Here is an 18,590-nt window from a genome sequence, read left to right on the forward strand (position 1 = left end):
GTTTGGAGAGAAGGCTGCGAGTAGGGAAGCTCTCCCGAACGCGCTGATGCCAATCTGGAACACCAGCTTGTGTCCGAACCTATCCCCGAGCGTCCCGGTGCCCAGCAGTAGGCCAGTCATGACGAGGGGTACATGTTGATGATCCACAGCGACTCACTTACGCTCGCCGACAACTCGTCCGTCAGAAGAGGCACGACCACGTAGAGAATCGAAGTGTCGACCGTTGCAAGCAGCAAACCGAGAGAGATGGCGGTGAGCACGAACCACCGTGTGCGCTGCGAGGCCGGCGCAGGAGGGGATCTTGAGTCATCTCAGCTTTTCAATATGCCGATACGTCGTCAGAGCGCGGTAGGTCCGGGAGCCGCGTACAGGGCGCATGAAAGTCAGACTCCCGATCATTGGCGCATGTGCTCGGAGGCAAGTCGCGCGAAGGTGAGGGTGTCTGTCCATTCGCCCTTACTGAACCAGTCCTGGACGTGATGTGCTTCGAGCCGGAGCCCGACACGACGAGCCAGTGCTGCCGAGGCGCTGTTGCGGGCATCCATCTGCGCGGTGATGCGGTGGAGCTTGTAGTGGTCAAACCCGAGGGCGAGTACTGCTCGGACGGCTTCGCTGGCGAAACCTTGCCCACCGTGCGCTGGGTCGAGAACCCACCCGATCTCGCCTTGACGGTGCTCGTGATCGGTGAGCCACAACGCGACGTCTCCGATTGGGACGCCGTCATGCTCGATGACCAGCGCAAGCGCGCCAGTCTCGCCATCGATGTCAGTCTTCGCTAGACGTTCGGTGAGCTTGTCGTGGGTGACTTCCGCGGTCCATGGCTCGTCCAGCAGGTAGCGGGCAACGTCGGGTCGCGAGTACAGCTCGTGAAGCCATTCGGTATCGTCGGCGTTATGCGGACGGAGCCGAAGCCGCTCCGTCGCCAACGGCCACTGGGCGGTGGGCTTGAGATCGCGCCGGTAATGGAAAAGTTCCTCGCGCTGTCCTGCGGGCGTGGTCCCGACGGCTCGCTCGACCTCATGGAACCCTGCGTTCGTCAAGCACCGCTGGGAGGCCTTGTTCTCCAGGAGCGTGCGTGCTGTTAAGGTTCGCAGTCCACTGTTGCGTGCGAAGCGCGATGCCAACTCCAGGCCCCGACGAGCGTGCCCTGCTCCCCGCGCATCCGGATGAATCCAGAACCCGACCTCGGCAGCCTCGGAGCTGACGTCGAAGAGCACCAAGGAGCCCACAAACCGGTCCGTCTCGGCGTCGGCAAGTGCGAGAACTGCCAGCGTGCCGGACGACAGACCCTCAGCAACCTCGTCACGGATCATCCGTCGCACGGACTCGGGGGTGTAGTCGGACTCGGGCAGGTGGCCGAAGCGCCGCACAGCTTCATCCTTGGTGCCGGCTGCATACGCGTCTGCGTCCAGCTCAGAGAGGGGACGTAGGCGAGTGTTCTCAAAGGTGATCGGGAGGGTGGTGGCATCCAGCATGCGCTAAACCTAACATAGAATGGATAGCTAACGGAAGCGTGTTTGGTTAGGCTGGTGGGGTGAGCTACTGGGAACATCGCAAACCTGTGCGACGCCTCCGCGCAGTGGACATCGGGGAGGTTGCGAGGGCATCGGTGAGGCTGCTGGACGAAGGCGGGTTGAGGGCCCTCACCCTGCGATCTGTGGCACAACAGGTGGGTGTCGCTCCAGCCAGCCTGTACTCCCGCGTCGAATCCGTCGACGACCTGTTCGACCTCGCCCTCGACACAGCGCTTGCAGACGATCCCGTGATGTCCGAGTCGATCCGCAACGCCGACCTGTCTGCCCTGATGCACGCCTTCTTCGCGCACCTCACGACCCACCGGTGGGCCGGTCAGGTCATCGGTATGCGCGCTCCCAGGGGCCCGGCGTACCTGGCTCTTTCCGAGCGGATGTGCGTCCTGCTCGAACAAGCGGGTACCCCGGATCCGCTGGGAACTGCCTACCGATTGTCCAACCTGGTGATTGGCGCCTCGCTGACCGCACCCATGGCGTCTGACGAGAAGCGCGTCGCCATTGACCCTGACCAAGCTCCTACCTATGCGCGGCTCCACGCGACGCACCACGTCAGCCCACGCGAGATTCTCTCCGACGGCCTCACGGCACTCCTGTCGTGACGGGGCCTTTTGATTCGGGGCCGCCCTGCGTTGCTGATGGCCACGGACTGGTCTCCGTGAGAGTGCGCCCCTTCGCAGTGCGCCGATAGTCGGACTGGCGGATCCCGACATCGTTCGCGATCGCGCGGAGCGCCTCGCTATCGTGATATCGCCGTTCCAGAGACTCGACTGCCTCGCTAGCGATGCTGCGGTGCGGACTTACCGGTTCTGGCTCACGTTGGGTAAGCCGCCCCGCGCGACTGCGGATCGTTCGGTGCAGTGATCTCATGTAGCCCACCGGTGGGGCGAGTTTCTACAAGCTTTCTGCTAGGTCCACCATCGCCACCCTCAATCTTCGCGAAGAGTGAGGGTGTTGTGACGTTGTGTTCTGGTTGCTCAGTCGCGGTGAGCGCACGGCGTGTCGACAATGCGGGCGCAGCGCTTGTATCTTCGCTCCGGACGAAGGGCGGGGCCCGTGGCCCGAACGGCTCGTGTGAGGCTCTGACATATTCCCCACAGATTTGCGCTTTCGGTTTTGCAAAATTCCTATACTGGAGTGCGCACGCTCGATCGGTCGACAAGGAGCATCAATCCATGACACCTGAAGCGCCCATGTCGGGTACTGCTTTCGACGTTGAGGCAATCCGCCGAGACTTTCCGATCCTCAATGAAACTCTCGCGGATCAGAAGCCACTCGTGTACCTCGATTCAGGGGCGACTTCTCAACGCCCGCAAAGCGTGATCGACGCCGAGAGGGAGTTCCTGACTTCGACTAATGCCGCGGTCAAGCGCGGCGCCCATCAGCTTGCCGAAGCGGCAACGGACCGATACGAGAGCGCGCGTGAATCGATCGCGGCTTTCATTGGCGCCACGGACCCACGCGAGCTCGCCTTCACGAAAAACGCAACGGAGGCCCTCAACCTTGTGGCGTACGCACTCGGCAATGGCGATGCTTCGACCCCGGAGCATTTGCGCGTGCGTGAGGGCGACGAGATCCTCGTGACGGAAATGGAGCACCATTCGAACCTCGTGCCGTGGCAGGAACTTGCTCGGCGCACAGGAGCGACGCTGCGCTACCTTCCGCTCACGGACGATTTCGAGCTCGACCTCACCGACTTTGAGTCCCTTCTCAATGACCGCACGAAGGTTTTCGCTTTCACGCATCAGTCGAACGTTCTGGGCACGATCAATCCCGTGCGTGAGTTCGTGAAGCGGGCCCGCGAGGTCGGCGCGCTCACGGTTCTTGATGCCTGCCAATCCACTCCGCACATGCCGATTGACGTGACCGAGCTCGACGTCGACTTCCTCGCTTTCTCGGGGCACAAGATGCTGGGACCCACAGGTATCGGCGCGCTGTGGGGGCGGTACGAGCTTCTCGCAGAGCTGCCTCCATTTATACTTGGCGGTTCGATGATCGAAATCGTCCACATGGATCGCACCACTTTTGCGGAGCCACCAGCACGTTTCGAGGCCGGCACCCCAATGATTTCGCAAGCGGTGGGCCTCGAGGCGGCCGTCGGATACCTCCGGAACCTGGGCATGGCGAACGTTGCCGCCCACGAAGCTGCGCTGACCGCGCGGGCCCTGGACAACCTCTCGCAGATCGACGGCGTACGGATTATCGGCAAGGGGCCGAGTACCGGCCGCGTGGGCGCTGTTGCCTTTAGCGTCGAGGGACGCCACCCGCACGATATCGGGCAGGTTCTCGACTCACTCGGTGTCGAAGTACGCGTGGGGCATCATTGCGCGTGGCCGCTTCATCGTCGATATGGTGTTCATGGAACGACTCGCGCGAGCTTTAGCGTGTACAACACACTCGACGAAGTTGATCGCCTCGCCTCCGCGCTCGAGGAAGCCATCTCGTTTTTCAAAGGATTTGATCGATGAACCTCAACGCTATGTATTCCGAGCTCATTTTTGAGCACGACAAGCGGCCCCAGAACTTCGGGCTGCGCGAACCGTTCCAATCTGAAGTACACCATGTGAACCCCTCGTGCGGCGACGAGATCACGCTGCGAATCGAGCTCGAAGGCGATGCCGATAACCCGACCATCAAGGATCTTTCCTACGACGCGACTGGCTGTGCAATGAGCCGCGCGTCCGCCTCGATCATGAGCGACCTGCTCATTGGCGAGAGCCTTGAGGACGCGCAGAAAACCTACGCTCACTTCGACGAGGTCATGCATTCGCGTGGCAAGAACGAGGGTGATGAGGAGATCATTGGCGATGGCATCGCGCTCGTGGGCGCCGCGAAGTTCCCGGGGCGCGTAAAGTGCGTGCTCATGCCGTGGAAGGCGTATCAGGCGGCGCTTGCCGAAGCCCAGACAGCGCGCGCAGCTAACGCCTGATCCCTTATTCCTCACTGCACCAAGGAGCAACCCGTGACAGCGATCAACCGTGTGACCTCTTTTCTCGAAAATCTCTACCCGCTGGCCTGGGCGGAGGAGTGGGACCGCGTGGGTCTCGTACTCGGGGATCCGGCCTGGGAGGTCGCTCGGCTGCGCCTCGCCGTGGATCCGACGGTTGCCGAGGCTCGTGAGGCTGCTCAGAAGAACGGGACGCTTCTCATCACCCACCATCCACTCCTTTTGAGGGGCGCGAGCTTCTTGCCCGCGACGTGCGGTAAGGGTGCCGTCGCCACCGAGCTCCTGCGCTCCCAGGGCGGCCTGTGGTGCGGGCACACGAACAGCGACCGCTCGCGTCACGGCACCGTTGGGGCATGGATCGATCTTCTTCGCCTCAAGGAAGCGAAGCCTCTTGAACCCGGAAAGCCCGAGGAGAGCGAGTCATTCTTCGGGCTCGGCGCCGTAGGTGAGCTTCCCGAAGCGTCGACGGTAGGCGAAATCGCCGAGCTCATCAGCAGGGCTGTTCCCGCGACGGCGCAGGGCGTTCTTCACACGGGGGATGCTGGGCGAAAGGTGCGCCGTGTCGCCGTGTGCCCCGGCGCAGGTGACTCGTTCCTCGAGACCGCGACGGCCGCAGGCGTGGACCTGTACATCACGTCTGATCTGCGCCACCACCCGGCTCTCGAACATCTCGAATCCCGCGCTGATCATTCTCGCGTGCCCGCGCTCATCGACCTTCCGCATTACGCGAGCGAATCGCTGTATCTTCCACACCTCGCTAGCCTCTTGCGCGAAGAGTTCCCGGAGCTCGAGGTTGAAGTGTCCTCGCTCTCGAGCGATCCGTTCACGGGCGCCGCGCGATGAAGTCCCTCGTGCGTCCCGTTCCCGTGCGCGAGGGTGACAAGGTTGCTGTTCTCTCGCCCGCGTGGGCCGCGCCCGCGTATTTCCCGGCGATCCATGAACAGGCTATGCGCCGGCTCGAAGAGCTGTTCGGTGTGGAGGTTGTCGAATACCCCACGACCAGAGCGCTCGGAGCAAGCCCCGAGGAACGCGCCCGCGACGTCAATGCCGCCTTCGCCGATCCCCACATCCGTGCGCTTTTCTCGACAATCGGGGGCGACGACCAGATAAGGATTCTTCGCTACCTGGACCCGACGCTTCCTCTCGCCGACTCAAAACCGTTTTTCGGCTACAGCGACAACACGAATCTGAGCGCATGGCTTTTCGCGCGCGGGATCGCGAGCTTCTACGGAGGCTCAACCATGGTGCACCTCGGTAGTGGTCCGACGGTCGATGCCGAACACCTCGCCTCACTTCGCGCGGCGCTCTCGGGTGAAGGGGACCTGACCTACGCTCTTCCGGCCGATAGCCAGGACTACGGCTTCGATTGGAGCGAGGAGCGCGCTCTCACGGAGGCCTCTCCTCGGGAAGCGGCAGCCCCGCTGGAATTTTACGGCCCTAAGGTTCGTGTTCGGGGCGGTACCTGGGGTGGGTGTCTCGAAGTACTCGATCAGCTCGCATGGGCAAATCACCTGCCCGATCCCAGCGAGCTCGACGGCGCCATTCTCATTTTCGAAACCTCCGAGGTGCTTCCGAGCCCCGACCTAGTGGGTCGCTGGATTCGGGGCATGGGGGAGAGGGGCTACCTCGAGGCTGCCGCGGGCGTGCTCGTTGCCCGCCCGGTCGTTGATGATCGCGACAATCCCGCACCCGCGAGCGTACGCGCGGCTCGCCGCGCGGCGCAGCGTGATTACGTTTTAGCCGAGCTCACACGCTACGCCCCGGATACGCCCGTCTGCTTTGGCCTTCCCTTTGGCCACACGCGACCCCAATATGTCATTCCCTACGGCGGCGAGATCACGCTCGATTCCGAGCTCGAGACGATTACGGGTCACTACGGCGCTTAGCGCTTAGTGGCGCTCCCAATCGTCCACGACGGTGAGCGTCGAGCGGGCTTTGCCTGAGCTGAGTTCAAACCCGAGGGAGTCCCCGAGGCCATTCATGAGGATCTCGAGCACGTCATCGGCCGTTTCAGCAGGAGAGGTCGCCTCGCAAAGAGCACGCGCCACGAGCCCGCGATAGCGCTTCGCGTCGTGGCTAATGACGCGGCGTTTTCCCTCGCGCACTGCCACGGGGGAGACCTCGAGTACCTGCGCCCCCTTGAGCGGCATCATCGAGCGATAAGCCCCTGAGCGGCAATCGATCACGATCTCGCCGCTTTCCTCGATCGCTTCAGCAATGTGCTTGAGGCGAGGCTTCCACCACGCAGCGACTTTCCCCAGCCTTTCAACTTCGCTTCCTGCCGAAAGCCTGTAGGCCGGAATGGCATCGGCATGGCAGTCCACGATTCCGAAAAGCGCGGAGGCGGCAAGGAGCCGGCAACCGTCGGAAACAGAAGGCTGCCCGAGAGCATCGAAAAGCACACCCGAGTACACCTCGAGCGGTGCTGCGACCGGCTCGTTCTCAAGGTGCGCCATGCGCTCGCGAAGCTCCGGCTGGGAGGCCGGAATCTTGAGTTTCTCCATGGCCACATCACCCCGCGCCGTGCGCCCGGCTGCCGCGATCATCTCTCGTCGAGACTCGGTTAGCTCGGGGAAAGCCATGGAGGAAAGCTCTAGGGTCGGCGCATCCGGAGCATGCGGGCGCGTTTTCGTTTCAGAAGGGGGTAAGAGGATTAACATCTCTCGCGCGCTCCTATCGCTTGGCAGTGGAGTAAAGTTGAGAGCTGGACCAGTCAGCTGGACAGTTGCGAGGCATAGCCTCGAGGAAAGTCCGGGCTCCCCCTGGCACGGTGGTGGGTAACACCCACCCGGAGCGATCCGCGGGCCAGTGCCACAGAAAGCAAACCGCCTGCTACGGCAGGTAAGGGTGAAAGGGTGGTGTAAGAGACCACCGCGGCCCCAGTGATGGGGCCGGCACGGTAAACCCCACCGGGAGCAAGGTCATGCAGGAGGCGCTAAGGCTGCCAGGCCGAGCCTCCGGGTAGGCCGCTCGAGGTCACTGGTAACGGTGATCCTAGATAGATGACTGTCGAAACAGAACCCGGCTTATAGGCTGGCTGGTCCGCGCCTTAGGCGCCTCCCATGCCCCTCCGCCTCAGGCCTCTTCGACCGACTCGGCCGCGAGATCCGCAGCGGAGGCGTTTTTCTTGTCCTTCTTGGCCTTCTTTTCGCCCTTGTCCTTCTTTATTTCGAGCTTGCGTTCGGCGTGAGCGAGCGCGGCCGCACCGATAATGCCGGCCTCGTTGCGAAGTTTCGCAGGCACGATTTCAGTGTTCAGATCGAGGAAGTGCAGGTACTTCTTTGAATCCTTCGACACGCCGCCGCCCACGATAAAGAGGTCGGGGGAGAAGAGGAACTCCACGTGCGAGTAGAACACTTGGAGGCGTTCCTTAGCCCATTCCTCGTAGCTAATGCCAAGCTTGTCAAATACGGAACTCGCGGCGAACTTCTCGATGCTCTTGCCCTCGTAGTTCAAATGGCCGAGCTCTGAGTTCGGAATAAGCTTGCCATCGATAAACATGGCCGACCCGATTCCCGTGCCGAGCGTCGTCATAATGACGAGGCCCGACTTGTCTTGACCGACGCCGAACTCCATCTCGGCGATACCGGCAGCATCGGCGTCGTTCACCACGAACACCGAATGTCCGGTGGCCTCTGAAAGAAGCTGATCAACGTTCACGCCGATCCAAGAATCGTCCACGTTGGCGGCCGATTTCGCCACACCATGCTGGATGATCGCCGGGAACGTGACGCCCACGGGCATGTCGGCGGGAACATCAAACGAATCGATAAGCTCCTTGACAGTCTTCGCGACCGCTTTTGGAGTTGCCGGCTGTGGCGTGGGGATACGCACGCGTTTTGCGGCGAGTTCACCCTTCTTCAGGTTGACGGGAGCGCCCTTGATGCCGCTTCCGCCGATATCGATTCCGAATGCTTCCTTAGCCATGGTGAAATGCTTCTCCTTGCGAGGTGACAACGTCGTTCAGTCTACGCGGAAATTTCGGCATCGGGATCGGTGAGGATCTCATAGCCGTCGTCGGTAATAAGGAACGTGTGCTCGAACTGTGCAGTGTACCCCTTATCGCGGGTTGTGATCGTCCAGCCGTCGTCCCACTGATCCCATGCGCGTGAGCCGAGCGTCACCATGGGTTCAACCGTGAAGATCATGTTGGGCTCGACCACGTCGTCATAGTGGGGCGCGGAATCGTAGTGGGGAATGATGAGGCCGTTGTGGAATCCCTCCGCGACCCCGTGGCCCGTGAAGTCGCGCACCGAGTCGTAACCGAAGCGCCCCACGTACTTCTCGATCACGCGGCCCACAACATTGACCTCACGGCCCACCTTCGCGGCGCGGATGCCGCGGAACATCGCCTCTTCTGTTCGCTCAATGAGCTCGGCAGCTTCAGGCGCGATCTCTCCTACGGGGAACGTCGCGTTGGTATCACCGTGGACACCGTCGAGGTAAGCGGTGACGTCAACGTTGAGGATGTCGCCCTCTTCCATGACAGTCGAATCGGGGATGCCATGGCATACCACTTCGTTGAGGCTCGTGCAGCACGACTTGGGGAAGCTCAGGTACCCCAGGGTCGACGGGTACGCGCCGTGATCGAGGATGATCTCGTGCACGAGAGCATCGATCTCATCGGTCGTCACGCCGGGCTTCGCAGCCTTGCCTGCCTCGCGAAGGGCGATCGCGGCGATCTTTGAGGCGCGGCGCACGCGCTCGATGACCTCGGGCGTTTGCACGTAGGGCCCGCAATTATCGGATTGTGCCTCATCTTTGAACGCATACTCGGGCCGTTCAATCGAGGCGGGAACCGGGCGGAGCGGGCTTATAGTACCGGGCTCGAGCACGGCACGGTTTTCGGGGCGAAGCCAGTGGTCTACAGTCATGACTACCAGTCTTGCAGGTTCTTCTGGATATCGATTAACGAAAGGCCGCGCCGTGAGCGAGTTCTATTACAACACCAAAACGAAACAGATCGAAGAGGGAAGCCAGAGCCCGGCGATCGAACTCATGGGCCCCTACGCGACGCGTGAAGAAGCCCAGCACGCGCTCGAGCACGCCGAGGAGCGCAACGAGGAGTGGGACCAAGCGACCGAAGAGTGGAACGAGTACTACGAAGACGAGGACGACTCCGAAGAAGAGGAGCTCTAGTTCGTTCCCGTGCGCGCCTTGCGCACTATTTTTCAAACGTGTGCTCGGGGGAAGGAAACTCCCCTGCACGAACAGCGTCGCCGTACTCACATGCTGCGCGCATGAGGTTCGAGCGGAGATCGGCGAACGCTTTGACGAAACGCGGCTTAAAACCGCTCAGCCCCGCCATGTCTTGCCACACGAGCACCTGGCCATCGCATCCCGCACCTGCACCGATGCCGATCGTGGGCACGTCAAGCGTTTCGGTCACGCGCGCGGCGAGAGGGGCGGGCACGAGTTCGAGCACAACGGCGAAAGCACCGGCCTCCTGAAGGGCAACGGCGTCGGCGAGGAGAGCGTCGGCCTTCTCTCCGCGCCCCTGCACCTTGAACCCGCCAAGCTGATTGACCGATTGCGGTGTGAAGCCCAGGTGACCGCACACCGGGATGCCCGCGCGCACGAGCGCCTCGACCTGGGGGAGAACTTCGCGCCCGCCCTCGAGCTTGACAGCCTGCGCGCCTGCCTGCATGAGTTCGACTCCGTGGCGGACGGCTTCCTCAACGCTTACCTGATACGTGCCGAACGCGAGGTCGGCAAGCACGAGCGGGCGCTCACATGAGCGGGCGACAGCACCCGTGAAGCGCACGATGTCCTCGTGCTTCGTGTAGACGGTGGAGTCGTAACCGAGAACGGTGTTGCCCGCAGAATCACCCACGAGAAGCACGTCGATTCCGGCCTCGTCAAAGATGCTGGCGCTGAGAGTGTCATAGCTTGTCAGCATCGTGATGGCCCGCCCCTCCTTCTTGAAGTCGCGAAGGGTGTGGGTTCGGATCTTGCGCGGGGTGACGCTCTCGCTCACGTGATGTCCTTTCGTGCGCGCCAAGTGCAGCGCGTTCGTCATCAGCGTATCCGGCCAAGCGCAGGACTTCAGAGGCGAGGCGGAGATGGGGCACAATTGATGTATGGAACGCCACCAGGATTCAGTGCTTCGGCAGGTCGAAGAGCAGGGGATTGACTACATCCGCCTATGGTTCAGCGATGTGGTGGGACGCCTCAAGTCAGTCGTGATCTCGCCGCATGACCTCGAAAAAGCGTTCGATGAAGGCATTGGCATCGATGGCAGCGCGATTGAAGGGCTCACGCGCTCGTATGAGTCAGACATGCTGCTTCGCCCCGATCCCTCGACTTTCCGCGTCATGGGTGCACCGCCAGGCGGTGAAACCGGCGTGATGATCTGTGATGTGTTCACCCCCGATTCAGAACCCGCGGCATCGGATCCGCGCCGAGTCCTTCGCGACGCCCTCTCTCGCGCCGAGGCCAAGGGGCTTGAGTTCCTCACTCATCCCGAGGTGGAGTTCTACCTTTTCAACCGGCGCTATGAAAAGGGAGTTCCCCTTGAGCCCGTCGATCAAGGTGGCTATTTCGACTACGTGCAACGGATCGATGGCAGCCGCTTCCGCCGCGAGGCGATGCAGGAACTCGAACGCATGAACATCCATGTCGAGTATTCCCATCACGAAGGCGGTCCCGGGCAAAATGAGATCGACCTCCGGTACGCTGATGCGCTCACGACCGCGGATAATTTGCTCACCCTTCGCGCCGTCGTCAAAGGCATCGCCCTTGCCGAAGGGAAGTTCGCGAGCTTCATGCCGAAGCCCATGATCGAACACCCCGGTAACGGCATGCACACGCATCTCTCGCTTTTCCATAACGGTACGAATATTTTCCACGAGCCGGGAGCCGAGTACGGGCTATCGCGCACCGCGCGTCACTTCATCGCGGGGCTCCTTGTGCACGCTCGCGAATACTCGATCCTCACGAACCAATTCGTCAACTCTTACAAGCGTTTGTGGGGCGAACAAGAGGCTCCGAGCTACATCGTGTGGGGTCACAACAACCGAAGTGCCCTCGTGCGCGTACCGTTCCACAAGCCAACGAAGGGAACCAGTTCTCGGGTGGAGTTTCGAGGTCTCGACTCGGCAGCGAATCCTTATCTCGCGTTCGCTGCGCTTCTCGGCGCTGGCCTCAAGGGCATCGAGGAGGAATACCCCCTCCCCGAAGGTGCGGAAGACACGGTTTGGGAACTCACCGAGCGCGAACGGCAAGCGATGGGCATCAAACCGCTTCCCTCCGACCTCTTGCGAGCCATCGAAAGTTTCGAGACTTCCGAGCTCATGGCCGAGATCCTCGGTGAGCAGGTGTTCGAGTACATCCTGCGCGATAAACGCCGCGAGTGGGAGGGCTATCGCCGCCAGGTGACCGAGTCTGAGCTCCGCACGACATTCGATATTTAACAACCACATGAGGCTTGAGACCGGCGCGATCGAGGCCCTCCAATCCGGGGAGGCCGGGGGCGAGTTCACGCACTTTGATCTCGCACGCCTTGGTTTTGTTCGAACGGACCGGAGCGCTGCGCTCCTCGCGAGCGCTTCACTCTCGTGTGTTCCGCCACAGCTCGTGCGGGCGATGGGGGCAGCGGCAGACCCTGACGAGGCTCTCCTCGGGCTCACCCGCCTTGCCGATGCGGCTCAGGCGGCGGGCCAGACCCACCAATTCGCGCGCGTCATTGGCGACGAAAGACTCGGGCGCACCCTGGTGCTTGTGCTCGGCAGCTCGATCGCGCTCGGGGATGCTCTCGCGCGGCAGGTGAACGAGCTGGAGGAAATTCTTCAATGTCCGACGCTTGACGGGCCCACGCGCGAGCGTTTTCGCGAGGTGATGCTGGCCGCCGTCGGCTCTGCCCCCTCGGCCGCGGTGCCCGTTGCTGCTCCCGGCCCCGAGCCGCGTAGGGCCTTTCGCCGCGCCTACTATTCTCTGCTCGCTCAAATAGCGGCCCGAGATGTGGGGGCGGAAGCTCCCGCGGACAGCCAAGCCGAGATTTCGAGACTCCTTAGTGACCTCGCCGATGCCGCGCTTGAGGGCGCGCTCGCACTTGCCCGCGCCGCAACCGAGGGGCACGAGGCAGTGCGACTCGCGATCATCGCGATGGGGAAAACCGGGGCGCGCGAGCTCAACTATGCTTCCGACGTCGACGTGATGTACGTTGCGGAGCCGGCACACGAGGGTGTGAGCGAGGATGAGGTGACGAGGGTGGGAAGCGCACTCGCACGGGAACTCGCTCGAGTGTGCGAGGAGCGCACGGCCGACGGCAGCCTTTGGGCGATTGACGCGAACTTGCGGCCCGAGGGGCGCGATGGGGAACTCGTGCGGACGATCGATTCCTACGCTCGCTATTACCGAAAATGGGCCCGGACGTGGGAGTTTCAAGCGCTTCTCAAGGCTCGCGCCTGCGCGGGGGATCGCTTACTCGGTGAGCGATTTGAAGAGATCGCCACGCCGCTTGTGTGGCAGGCCTCCACACGCGAAGGGTTTGTTGACGACACACGCGCGATGCGCGCACGGGTGCTGGCACACGCCGATGCCGAACGCGATCTCAAGCTCGGCCGGGGTGGTCTTCGCGATATCGAATTTACGATTCAATTGCTCCAAATGGTGCACGGCCGCGCTGATGAAAATATCCGTGAGGCTGGAACACTTGACGCCCTCGACGCTCTCACGCGAGGCGGATACGTGGGCCGTGAGCATTCGGCCGCGCTCGCCGAAGCCTATCGATTCTTACGGGTGTGCGAACACCGGCTCCAAATGTGGCGCCTGCGGCGAACCCACATGCTTCCCACCGGGGAGCGCGACATTCGGCGCCTTGCGCGCACAATCGGGGCGCAGCCGGCAAAACTTCCTGCCGAGATCGATACCGTGCGCCGGCGCGTGCGCCAGCTTCATGAGGAGATCTACTATCGCCCTCTCCTTGCGACCTCCGCAGGTCTCAGCGACGGGCAAATCGCCCTCAGTGCCGAAGCTCAGCGCGATCGGCTCGAAGCGATCGGCTACCGCGATCCCAAGCGTGCTCTGCAACACATTGACGCGCTGACGAGGGGACTCAGCCGTGGGGCCGCGATCCAGAAACAGCTGCTTCCGGCCTTCCTCGAATGGTTCGCGGGGGGCGTTGATCCAGATCTGGGCCTACTGTCATTCCGCAGGCTTTCCGAGACTCTTCGCGAAACCCATTGGTTTCTCGGCATGTTGCGCGACTCGGGGGTTGCTGCCGAACGGCTTACGCATATCCTCTCGAGTTCACGCTACGTTGGCGAACAGCTCGAACAGCACCCGAATACCGTGCGCTGGCTATCGAACGATGCCCAGTTGCAACCCCTTACGCGGGCACAGATCACGCAAGAACTCGACTCGATCGCGGGCCTGGCCACGAGCGACGAACACGTGATTGACGCCCTTCGTGGTGTGCGCGCACGCGAGATCGTCAGAATCTGCCTCGCCCACCTCTCGGGCGTCCTTGATCTGCGGGAACTCGCCCGGGCTCTGACTGACCTCGCGGAGGCGATCCTCGCCTTTACCGTGACCCGCGTAAGTGCTGAGGCGGACGTTGCGCTTTGCGTGATAGCCATGGGCTCCTTCGGCGCGGGGGAGATGGGCTATTCTTCCGATGCCGATGTGCAGTTCGTGTGCGAAGGCAACCTCGAGGTCGCGACCCGGATCGCCGCCCGCGTGCAAAAGATCCTCAATGCCCCCGCCTCGGGCATCAACATGCGCGTCAATGCCGATCTGCGACCGGAAGGCCGCTCAGGCCCACTCGTGCGCACGCGCACGAGTTTCGAGGACTATTACGCGCATCATGCCGAGAGATGGGAACGCCAGGCGCTTTTGCGCGCTCGGTGCGTTTCCGGCCCCAAAGACCTCTGTGAAACGCTCACCGCGATCATGGACCGCGAGCGCTATCGCCCCGGTGGGATGGACGCGCACGAGCGCCGAGACTTCGCTCGCATGAAAGCCCGCATCGAAGGAGAGCGACTGCCGCGTGGCGTGAGGCCGAGCCATCACCTCAAACTGGGGCGGGGTGGAACGACCGACGTCGAATGGTGCGTACAGCGACTACTGCTTGAACACGCGGGAAACGACGAGAGCCTGCGTACCGTCGGAACCCTCGACGCCCTCGCAGCCCTCGAGAGCGCCGGGCACCTCACTCCTTCCGATGCACTCGCGCTTCGCCGCGCCTGGCTGCTGGCATGGGAGTTGCGGCGAGCGCTCTTTTTGTGGCGCGGTCGCGAGAGCGATGTTCTTCCTACCGACCTCGTTGACCTGAACGCTATCGCCACCCTCGTCCGCGAGCCCGTGGAGAATGCCCGTGCGATCGAGGAGAGATACCTCAAAGTGACGCGCCACTCGCGCCAGGTCGCCGAACGCCTGATCTTTGACGAGTAGCCTGAAAGGGCTATGACCTCACCCGAACTGAGCGCTCAAACCCCGCGCGGCCGCATGTACCGGATGGAACCCGGAGGGAAACTCGTCCACCCATCCATCACCACTGTCGCCGGGATGCGCGCGAAAGACCACCTTAATGGCTGGTACGCGCGTATGGCTTCGAAACGCGCGCTTGAGATGTTCTCGTATCTCGATCGCAACCCCTCACGCGCCTTTGACGAAATCCGGCGCGTGAACCGCAACAGCTGGACCACCCAAAAGCGCATTGCCGAAGCAGCACCCGACTACACGAAAACAACCGCGGATTTCGGCACCTACGTTCACGCGCTATGCGAAGCATGGGAACGCTCGGGAGAGCGGCCCACCGAGTCCGACATGCGTGAACTCGCGACAGAGATGCGCAGCGGGGGAGACCTCCTGAGCATGGAAACGAACCTCGGTGAGCTCGTGGGGCGAGCGAACGTTCGGCTCGACGGCTTTGCGGGGTTTCTCGAGGATTTCCAACCGGAATTCGTCGAGATCGAACAAACAGTGGTGAACCGCACCGTCGGCTACGCCGGCACTACCGATGCCATTGTGAAAATCGGGAACACGCTGCTCACGGGTGACATCAAGACGTCGAAGAAGGTTCGTGGCGACTACGCTCTCCAGGGCGTTGCCGTCATGAGGGCCGAAAACCTCCTCGACAATGACGGAACCTTGCGCGAGATGCCCGAACTCACGGGCGCGTTCATCATTCACCTGCCGGAAACGGGCGGGTACAGCGCGGTGCCGCTGCGCACATCCGACGCTGAGTGGGAAACGTTTAAAGCCCTGCGAAAAGCGTGGGACTTCGAGCCCGACGACTGCGCGCTCAGCGAAGCACAGAGCCCGAAGGAACTGCTGCTTACGCTCCTAAACGCGAAGCTCTAGCGCGAAGCCCCACTTATCCACTTGCGGTCTAGAGATCGTAGTAGAGCTCGAACTCGTAGGGGTGGGGGCGAAGCCTGAAGGGCTCAACCTCAAACTCGCGCTTGTAGGCGATCCACGTGGTAATGAGATCCTCCGGGAACACATCGCCCTCGGTCAGGAAGTCGTGATCACGCTCAAGCTCATCGAGCGCTTCCTCGAGTGAGGCCGGGAGGGTCTTGATGTCCGCATGCTCTTCCGGCGGAAGCTCGTAGAGGTCTTTGTCGATCGGCTCGGGAGGTTCGATGCGGTTCCTGATGCCGTCGATGCCAGCCATGAGTTGGGCAGCAAAAGCCAGGTACGGATTTGCCGACGGATCCGGGGCACGGAATTCGAGGCGCTTGGCCTTCGCAGAGTTGCCCGTGACCGGGATGCGAATCGCCGCGGAACGGTTCCTTGCCGAATACACCATGTTGACGGGGGCTTCGAAGCCCGGCACGAGGCGCTTAAACGAATTCACCGTGGGGTTGGTGAAGGCCGTGAGAGCGGGGGAGTGCTCGATCAAGCCTCCAATGTACCAACGGGCGAGATCCGAAAGCCCGCCGTAGCCACTCTCGTCGTAGAAGAGTGGCTCACCGTTCTTCCAGAGCGACTGATGGCAGTGCATTCCCGAGCCGTTGTCTCCAAAGATCGGCTTCGGCATGAACGTTGCCGAGCGCCCATTTTCCCACGCAACGTTCTTGATGACGTACTTGAACTTCATGACGTCATCGGCAGCCTGCAAAAGCGTGGAAAAGCGGTAATTGATCTCTTGCTGGCCTCCCGTGCCAACCTCGTGGTGGGCGCGCTCCACCTCGAGACCCACTTCGTCGAGCACGCGCACCATCTCATCACGCAAATCGGCCATTTGGTCTACGGGAGCCACGGGGAAGTAACCGCCTTTCATTGCGGTTTTGTAGCCCTGATTCCCAAACTCTTCTTCGCGGCCCGTGTTCCACGCGGCCTCGTTCGAGTCGATCTCGTAAAACGCGCCGTTCGCTTCCGTCTGATAGCGGATAGAGTCGAAAATGTAGAACTCGGCTTCGGCGGCAAAGAAGGCGGTGTCGGCAATACCGGTTGAACGAAGGTATTCCTCAGCTTTCGCAGCGACGGTTCGCGGGTCGCGGCTGTAAGGAGCATCGGTGAAGGGATCGACGATCGCGTAATTGATCACGAGGGTCTTCTGATCGCGGAACGGGTCCACGTAGGCCGTGCTGAGGTCCGGGATAAGTTTCATATCGGATTCGTGAATGGCCTGGAACCCGCGAATCGAGGAACCGTCGAACAGCTGTCCCTCGGCGATTGCTTCTTCGTCAAAGGTTTTCGCGGGAACATTGAAGTGCTGCATGACGCCGGGGAGATCGCAGAAGCGAATATCAATGAACTTGACATCCTCTTCCTCGATGAACTTCACGGCTTCGCTGGGATTGCTGAACACGTATCCTCCGTCCGTGCTGAGCGCACGTTAACTTTGAGCAGTTGCCTCTCCTAGTTTACGTCCACCCACGTCGGGGTTTGCCTCACGCACGGCCGCGAACGTACGGTTTTGGAATGAATCGCCCCATAAATAGTGACGAGTCAGTCGAAAACGACGCCCAAGCAGGGGCGCATCCCGGCGACGTTTTTGGCCTTCCCGACCGCGGCAGACAATCCATTGCGCCGTTGCCGCGGCGTTTCCTCTCCATGTGTCTCGACTGGGCAGCCGCGGCAGCCGTGTCCTTTCTCGCCTTTCACTATGACCCGCTTGCCACTCTCGCGCTGTTCCTCGCACAGGTCATCGTGATGCAGACACTTTTTGGCGCAAGCCTCGGCCAATTCCTGACCGGGCTTCGCGTTCTGCCCGTGACTGGGCGCTCGCCCATGCTCCTGCGCGCCCTCGTACGTAGTGCCATCATGCTGAGCGTGATCAGCGCGTTCGTGGTGAACGAGAACAGGCAGACTCTCCACGACCTCGTCGCGGGGGTCGTTGTCGTGCGCTCTCAATAAGCATCGCCCCCAGCGGCCTGTGCCGAAGGGGGCGAATACGCAGGTGCCGGTCGGCTCAGCGACCGCGCATAGCCTTGCGATTGGGGCGAGCGCGCATGGGATCGACGCCTTTGGGGATGGCCTGACGAACGGGATTGGGCAAGGCCCGGAGGCGTCGGCCAATCTCGCCGGCTTCCGCTTTCGTGAGCTCATTCTTCATGGCGGTCAGGTGCCGGTTGAGCTTCGGAAGCGGCACTTCGCCCTCGCCGTGGCCCACATACACCGCGTGCACCGGAACGTTCGGGAACATGCGGTTCATGCGCTTGACTTCCTTACTCATGAGCTTTCGCGAACCACCGCCGGAGCCCTCCGACACGAGTGCAATGCCCTTGCGGCCACTCGCACGAAAAAGCATCGAACGACTGCGAGCATCGAATGCCGCAGGATCCTGCTCAACATTCCACCCTCGCGAAATCTGCTGCATCACGGCAATCGCGGCACCGGGCTGATCCTCGATCTTCGAGTACGTGGCTTTCTGTGCCCTGCGGCCAAGGATGATCATCGCAAGGAGAAGGCCGAAACCGAGACCGATGAAGGCTCCGTAGATCGGGTGGCCGAAGGCCCCGAAAATGAGAGCGAGCAGGACGGTGAGGCCCACGATCGAGAGAATCATGAGCGGTGCCGTCGAGCGATCGTACGCCTGAGTTTCTTTGAAGACGTCGATCGTCTGCCGGATGCGGCCGGGCTTCTTCGTCTTAGCGGGGGCGTCGGTCGTGTTCTTGCGTGCCATTAATCCTTGTCCTTAGCGCGGTGCGGGTGGTTCGAAAACC

At 61.9% G+C, this 18,590-nt stretch carries 18 protein-coding genes and 1 other RNA gene; 11 read left to right on the forward strand and 8 right to left on the reverse strand.

Annotated features, from left to right (window positions below; genetic code table 11):
• Nucleotides 1-116 precede the first annotated feature (116 nt).
• Nucleotides 117-260, reverse strand: a complete 144-nt coding sequence (locus tag DAD186_RS10840; RefSeq protein WP_157457089.1) for a hypothetical protein — start codon at nt 258-260, stop codon at nt 117-119.
• A gap of 135 nt (nt 261-395) precedes the next feature.
• Entirely contained in the window at nt 396-1,475 is a 1,080-nt protein-coding gene (locus DAD186_RS05045; RefSeq protein WP_065247760.1) for a GNAT family N-acetyltransferase, read from the reverse strand.
• Between the two features lie 134 nt (nt 1,476-1,609).
• Here DAD186_RS05045 and DAD186_RS05050 point away from each other — a divergent pair, with 134 nt between their 5' ends.
• The 5 genes from DAD186_RS05050 (at nt 1,610) to DAD186_RS05070 (ending at nt 6,362) form a co-directional block, all read left to right on the forward strand.
• Nucleotides 1,610-2,131 (forward strand): TetR/AcrR family transcriptional regulator, encoded by a 522-nt coding sequence (locus DAD186_RS05050; RefSeq protein ID WP_065248736.1) that lies wholly within the window; start codon nt 1,610-1,612, stop codon nt 2,129-2,131.
• 573 nt (nt 2,132-2,704) lie between these two features.
• A complete protein-coding gene (locus DAD186_RS05055) occupies nt 2,705-3,997 on the forward strand; it encodes an aminotransferase class V-fold PLP-dependent enzyme (protein ID WP_065247761.1) in 1,293 nt (430 codons plus the stop codon).
• Nucleotides 3,994-4,458 carry a Fe-S cluster assembly sulfur transfer protein SufU gene (gene sufU, locus DAD186_RS05060; RefSeq protein ID WP_065247762.1) on the forward strand — a complete coding sequence of 155 codons (465 nt, stop codon included), beginning with the start codon at nt 3,994-3,996 and terminating at the stop codon, nt 4,456-4,458. The genes DAD186_RS05055 and sufU overlap by 4 nt, the downstream gene beginning before the upstream one ends.
• Before the next feature lie 33 nt (nt 4,459-4,491).
• Nucleotides 4,492-5,319: a Nif3-like dinuclear metal center hexameric protein gene (locus tag DAD186_RS05065; RefSeq protein ID WP_065247763.1), complete on the forward strand. Its 828-nt coding sequence runs from the start codon at nt 4,492-4,494 to the stop codon at nt 5,317-5,319.
• Nucleotides 5,316-6,362 carry a S66 family peptidase gene (locus DAD186_RS05070; protein ID WP_065247764.1) on the forward strand — a complete coding sequence of 349 codons (1,047 nt, stop codon included), beginning with the start codon at nt 5,316-5,318 and terminating at the stop codon, nt 6,360-6,362. The genes DAD186_RS05065 and DAD186_RS05070 overlap by 4 nt, the downstream gene beginning before the upstream one ends.
• Nucleotides 6,363-6,365: 3 nt before the next feature.
• Here DAD186_RS05070 and DAD186_RS05075 read toward each other — a convergent pair whose 3' ends face one another.
• Nucleotides 6,366-7,136, reverse strand: a complete 771-nt coding sequence (locus DAD186_RS05075; RefSeq protein ID WP_065247765.1) for a YaaA family protein — start codon at nt 7,134-7,136, stop codon at nt 6,366-6,368.
• Nucleotides 7,137-7,185: 49 nt separating this feature from the next.
• Between DAD186_RS05075 and rnpB the strand changes: the two genes are divergently transcribed.
• Nucleotides 7,186-7,521, forward strand: an RNA gene (rnpB, locus tag DAD186_RS05080) — RNase P RNA component class A.
• 30 nt (nt 7,522-7,551) lie between these two features.
• Here rnpB and ppgK read toward each other — a convergent pair.
• Nucleotides 7,552-8,403 carry a polyphosphate--glucose phosphotransferase gene (gene ppgK, locus DAD186_RS05085; RefSeq protein ID WP_065247766.1) on the reverse strand — a complete coding sequence of 284 codons (852 nt, stop codon included), beginning with the start codon at nt 8,401-8,403 and terminating at the stop codon, nt 7,552-7,554.
• A gap of 41 nt (nt 8,404-8,444) precedes the next feature.
• Nucleotides 8,445-9,350 carry a type I methionyl aminopeptidase gene (map, locus tag DAD186_RS05090; protein WP_065247767.1) on the reverse strand — a complete coding sequence of 302 codons (906 nt, stop codon included), beginning with the start codon at nt 9,348-9,350 and terminating at the stop codon, nt 8,445-8,447.
• Here map and DAD186_RS05095 point away from each other — a divergent pair.
• Complete coding sequence (locus DAD186_RS05095) at nt 9,349-9,615, forward strand: hypothetical protein (RefSeq protein WP_065247768.1); 267 nt, start codon at nt 9,349-9,351, stop codon at nt 9,613-9,615. The genes map and DAD186_RS05095 overlap by 2 nt on opposite strands.
• 25 nt (nt 9,616-9,640) lie before the next feature.
• Here the strand turns inward: DAD186_RS05095 and panB are convergent, their stop codons facing one another.
• Nucleotides 9,641-10,453 (reverse strand): 3-methyl-2-oxobutanoate hydroxymethyltransferase, encoded by an 813-nt coding sequence (panB, locus tag DAD186_RS05100; protein ID WP_082991093.1) that lies wholly within the window; start codon nt 10,451-10,453, stop codon nt 9,641-9,643.
• A gap of 103 nt (nt 10,454-10,556) precedes the next feature.
• Between panB and DAD186_RS05105 the strand changes: the two genes are divergently transcribed.
• Genes DAD186_RS05105 through DAD186_RS05115 form a run of 3 tightly spaced genes read left to right on the forward strand, consistent with a single transcriptional unit; the run spans nt 10,557 to nt 15,780 of the window.
• Nucleotides 10,557-11,888 (forward strand): glutamine synthetase family protein, encoded by a 1,332-nt coding sequence (locus tag DAD186_RS05105; protein WP_065247770.1) that lies wholly within the window; start codon nt 10,557-10,559, stop codon nt 11,886-11,888.
• Nucleotides 11,889-11,895: 7 nt separating this feature from the next.
• Nucleotides 11,896-14,868 (forward strand): bifunctional [glutamine synthetase] adenylyltransferase/[glutamine synthetase]-adenylyl-L-tyrosine phosphorylase, encoded by a 2,973-nt coding sequence (locus DAD186_RS05110; protein WP_082991094.1) that lies wholly within the window; start codon nt 11,896-11,898, stop codon nt 14,866-14,868.
• Nucleotides 14,869-14,880: 12 nt separating this feature from the next.
• On the forward strand, nt 14,881-15,780 hold the full coding sequence (locus DAD186_RS05115) for a hypothetical protein (protein ID WP_065247771.1): 900 nt from the start codon (nt 14,881-14,883) through the stop codon (nt 15,778-15,780).
• Nucleotides 15,781-15,808: 28 nt separating this feature from the next.
• Here the strand turns inward: DAD186_RS05115 and glnA are convergent, their stop codons facing one another.
• On the reverse strand, nt 15,809-17,233 hold the full coding sequence (glnA, locus tag DAD186_RS05120; protein ID WP_065247772.1) for a type I glutamate--ammonia ligase: 1,425 nt from the start codon (nt 17,231-17,233) through the stop codon (nt 15,809-15,811).
• Between the two features lie 113 nt (nt 17,234-17,346).
• Here glnA and DAD186_RS05125 point away from each other — a divergent pair, with 113 nt between their 5' ends.
• Entirely contained in the window at nt 17,347-17,781 is a 435-nt protein-coding gene (locus DAD186_RS05125) for an RDD family protein (RefSeq protein ID WP_065247773.1), read from the forward strand.
• A gap of 55 nt (nt 17,782-17,836) precedes the next feature.
• Here the strand turns inward: DAD186_RS05125 and DAD186_RS05130 are convergent, their stop codons facing one another.
• The gene (locus DAD186_RS05130; protein ID WP_065247774.1) at nt 17,837-18,550 is read right to left on the reverse strand and encodes a DUF4191 domain-containing protein; all 714 of its coding nucleotides are present in this window, start codon (nt 18,548-18,550) and stop codon (nt 17,837-17,839) included.
• Nucleotides 18,551-18,590: the final 40 nt, after the last annotated feature.

It is taken from the genome of Dermabacter vaginalis, from assembly GCF_001678905.1.
GTDB lineage: Bacteria > Actinomycetota > Actinomycetes > Actinomycetales > Dermabacteraceae > Dermabacter > Dermabacter vaginalis.

Coding starts and splice junctions, on each gene's coding strand:
- DAD186_RS05130 (WP_065247774.1), bottom strand. CDS start 18,550: ATGGCACGCAAGAACACGACCGACGCCCCCGCTAAGACGAAGAAGCCC.
- sufU (WP_065247762.1), top strand. CDS start 3,994: ATGAACCTCAACGCTATGTATTCCGAGCTCATTTTTGAGCACGACAAG.
- DAD186_RS05125 (WP_065247773.1), top strand. CDS start 17,347: ATGAATCGCCCCATAAATAGTGACGAGTCAGTCGAAAACGACGCCCAA.
- DAD186_RS05115 (WP_065247771.1), top strand. CDS start 14,881: ATGACCTCACCCGAACTGAGCGCTCAAACCCCGCGCGGCCGCATGTAC.
- DAD186_RS05105 (WP_065247770.1), top strand. CDS start 10,557: ATGGAACGCCACCAGGATTCAGTGCTTCGGCAGGTCGAAGAGCAGGGG.
- DAD186_RS05075 (WP_065247765.1), bottom strand. CDS start 7,136: ATGTTAATCCTCTTACCCCCTTCTGAAACGAAAACGCGCCCGCATGCT.
- DAD186_RS05055 (WP_065247761.1), top strand. CDS start 2,705: ATGACACCTGAAGCGCCCATGTCGGGTACTGCTTTCGACGTTGAGGCA.
- map (WP_065247767.1), bottom strand. CDS start 9,350: ATGACTGTAGACCACTGGCTTCGCCCCGAAAACCGTGCCGTGCTCGAG.
- DAD186_RS05110 (WP_082991094.1), top strand. CDS start 11,896: ATGAGGCTTGAGACCGGCGCGATCGAGGCCCTCCAATCCGGGGAGGCC.
- ppgK (WP_065247766.1), bottom strand. CDS start 8,403: ATGGCTAAGGAAGCATTCGGAATCGATATCGGCGGAAGCGGCATCAAG.
- DAD186_RS05095 (WP_065247768.1), top strand. CDS start 9,349: ATGACTACCAGTCTTGCAGGTTCTTCTGGATATCGATTAACGAAAGGC.
- DAD186_RS05070 (WP_065247764.1), top strand. CDS start 5,316: ATGAAGTCCCTCGTGCGTCCCGTTCCCGTGCGCGAGGGTGACAAGGTT.
- DAD186_RS05045 (WP_065247760.1), bottom strand. CDS start 1,475: ATGCTGGATGCCACCACCCTCCCGATCACCTTTGAGAACACTCGCCTA.